The organism is Rhizomicrobium sp. (genome assembly GCF_056722145.1).
Genome location: NZ_JBWZET010000336.1, coordinates 1 through 3,394 on the forward strand (window position 1 = coordinate 1; position 3,394 = coordinate 3,394).

Annotated in this window: 2 protein-coding genes; one reads left to right on the forward strand and one right to left on the reverse strand. The window is 66.7% G+C overall.

The genetic code is table 11. The features are described 5' to 3' along the window. The coding region (locus tag AC1P6P_RS18000; protein WP_481403826.1) for a TonB-dependent receptor at positions 1-2,239 on the reverse strand (2,239 nt) is incomplete at its 3' end. A 403-nt stretch (positions 2,240-2,642) separates the two neighbouring features. Here AC1P6P_RS18000 and AC1P6P_RS18005 point away from each other — a divergent pair. Beyond that, positions 2,643-3,394: thiamine pyrophosphate-dependent dehydrogenase E1 component subunit alpha (locus tag AC1P6P_RS18005; protein WP_481403827.1), on the forward strand; the 752-nt coding region annotated here is incomplete at its 3' end.

The window sequence follows — 3,394 nt, forward strand, 5'->3', positions numbered from 1 at the left end:
CGCGCCAGGTCACCGAACCGCCGACCGACAGCCGCCCGACCGCCGCCGGCAGCGGCAGCGTGTAGGTCGCTCCGGCCGAAAGCTTGTGGCGCGGCGACAGCACTTCCGGATCCCCGACCACGAACGCCGCCTGGGTGTTGTAGGCGGGGTTGCTCGGCAGCGCATAGACCGCGTCGATGCGGCTGCGCAGATAGGTATAGGCGAAGTTCAGATCGAGCCCGTGCAGCGGGGTCAGCGTCGCCTCGACCTCGGCGCCCCAGATCTTCGACTTGCCGGCGTTCACCGGGGCCGCGGTCTGCGGGTACTTCGAGGTGTCCTTGGGCAGGAAGCCGACCTGGAGCTGCTGGTCGCTGAACTTGTTGTAGAACAGCGCGACGTTGAAGGTGCCGTGGACTTCGCCGCCAAAACTGGTCTTGGCGCCGAGCTCGAACGCGTCGACCTTCTCGGGCCGGACGTAGTTGAGCGAGGTGTCCGGGCTGGCCAGCGTGCCGCCTTCGGGGATGTTCGGCGCGATCGTCGCCGAACGGTAGCCGCGCGCGTACTTGGCGTAGAACAGCAGGTCATGGCTCGGCGTGTAGTCGAAGTCGATCAGCCAGGTCGGCTTGCTCGACGCGGTGTAGAAGTGCGTCGAGCAGTTGGCATCGGCCAGCGGGTTCGTGCACTGCACCCCGCGCACGCCATAGGCCGGCGGGGCCTGAAGCGTGTAGACCTTCTGCACGGTGTCGATGGTCTCGTGGTCCCAGGTGTAGCGCAGCCCGGCGGTGACCTTGAAGGCATCGCTGAGCTTGTAGGTCGCCTGCCCGTAAAGCCCGACGTCGTGGAACGAGGTCCTGCCGGTGGTCAGGTTGATGTTGCCGACCCCGTCGGGAAGCACGCCCGCGGCGATCAGCGCCGGGACCATCGCCGGCGGGATGTGGTTCTGTTCGACCGCGAAGCCGAAGAACGGATCGGTGCACTGGAAATCCGCGCCATTGCCGTTGCGGCAGCTGGCGAAGCCCGGCGACTGGCTGCCGACCGTGCCGAGCGGGCGCACGACCTCGATATAGGCGCCGGCCTGCCAGGTCAGCCGGTTGTCGGGGGTGTTGCCGGCGAGCCGCAGTTCGTCGGTGAAGGTGCTCTCGTTGGCGGTGTCGAGCCCCGGGGGCGAGGCGCTCTGCTGGAAGTTGGTGTCATAGACCACGCCGCCGACCGGGACCTGATAGCGATCGCCGAAGATCGGCGAATTGCCCTTCTGGTTGAGCTGGGCATAGCTGGCGATGTTCTTGACCGTCAGCGTGTCCGACGCCTTCCAGGTGGTGGTGTTGATGATCTGCCACTGCGCGGTGCGCAAGTGCGCGTTGGGGATCGGGTTCTCGATGTTGTAGAAGTTGCCCGCCTGCTGCGCGAGCTGCGCCGCCGAGAACGGCCCGAACAGCCCGTCGCCGGGGTCCGCCGCGACCAGCTTGTTCATCGCGCCGTTGGTGTTGGACACGCTGTACGAGGCGATGATGTAGTTTTCGAGGTTCGGGGTGAGATCGCCGACGATGCTGAGGCGGTAGGCCCAGTAGTTGATGTTCTCGAACCGGTCGGGGCCGATGCCGCTGACGTTCTTCAGGTAGCCGTCGCGCGTCTGGCGATCCATGCCGAGGCGGATGCGGAAGCTGTCGGACAGCGGCACGTTGACCACCGCCTGGAGGCGGCGCATGTCGTAGTTGCCGATCCCGCCCATCACATAGCCTTCGAGCCGCGAGGTCGGCTTCTGGGGCACGAACAGCACCGCGCCGCCGGTGGTGTTGCGGCCGAACAGCGTGCCTTGCGGGCCCTTGAGCACCTGGACGTTCTGCAGGTCGAAGAAGTCGCCGACGCTGGCGCCATCGCCGATCGGCTGGCCGTTCGAGGCGCCGCGCGGGGTGACGACGTCGCCGAAATACGTGCCGACCGAAGGCGCGGTGCCGATGTCCTGCGCGAAGCCGCGGATCGCGAACGTGGTGTTGTCCTCGCCGAAGTTGTTGTTGGCGGCGAGCGACGGGGTGTAGGTGGCAAGGTCGGTGGCGTTGACGATGTTGCGCGCGGCGAGCTGCTGCTGGTTGTAGACCGAGATCGAGATCGGCACGTCCTGCAGGCGCTCCTCGACGCGGCGGGCGGTGACGACGATGTCGCCGGCATCGCCCCCGGCGGGGGCCTGCTGGGCGAAGGCGGCAATCGGGATGGCGCCGGCAAGCGCGGTCCCGGCGACGAGCAACGATTTCCAAGAAGACATTGGGGGCTCCTGTCAGTTCCAATCATCCGGCAGGTCCAGCCCCCCCAAGGGATCCCACCCATTCGCATGCGATTGCGGCAAAGGAGAAACACCCTTGTGCAATCGTTACATGGCAAGCCAGCTGAACTTGCTGCCACATCTGGTTGTCATGAGCACAAAGCTTGCTGGGCAGAACATTGTTCCCGGGTGATGCAATCGGGTCGTGACTTGTGATATTCGGGCAACAGTCGTCCGTCTTGCCGCTATACGCCGCCGCGGCCGCGCGCCGCCGGGGCGAAATCCGGCACGGACGCGCCGATCGCGCTTGATTCGCCGCCGCCGGGCCATATGCCCGTGCCGACCGTGCGCGACCGATTCTGGACGGGCGCGGCCACTCCCCAACGCCAACCGAAAAGAGGCGAGGATGAATTACAACAGCCCGGATGGGCCGACCCAACTGGAAATCTTCCGGCGCATGGCGCTGCTGAAGGCGAACGACGAGCGCAGCCGCAAGGTGATCAGCAGCGGCCGCCTGGTCATGCCGTACTACAGCTACCGCGGGCAGGAAGTGATCCCGGCGGCGCTGTCGGTGAACCTGCGCGACGACGACTACCTGTGCACGATCTACCGCGGCATCCACGACATGCTGGCGAAGGGGCTGCCGCTGAAGAGCCTGTGGGCGGAAATCGCCGGGCGCGTCGACGGCACCTGCAAGGGCAAGGGCGGACCGATGCACCTGACCGACGTGTCGAAGGGGGTGATGGTCACCACCGGGATCGTCGGATCGTCGATGCCGATCGCCAACGGGCTCGCCTGGGCGGCGCAGCTAGCCGGGACCGACCAGGTCGCGGTGGCGACCTTCGGTGACGGCGCCAGCAACATCGGCGCGTTCCACGAGGCGCTGAACCTCGCCGCGGTGTGGAAGCTGCCGGTGATCTTCCTGTGCCAGAACAACCGCTATGCCGAGCATACCAGCTATGCGATGGGCACCTCGGCGCCGCAGATCGCCGACCGCGCCAAGGGCTATGGCATCACCGGCGTGCGTGTCGACGGCAACGATCCGGTGGCGATGTACTCGGTCGCGCGCGAGGCGGTCGAACGCGCGCGCGCCGGCGAAGGGCCGACGCTGATCGAGGCGATGACCTTCCGCTTCCACGGGCACGTGTTCGGCGATGC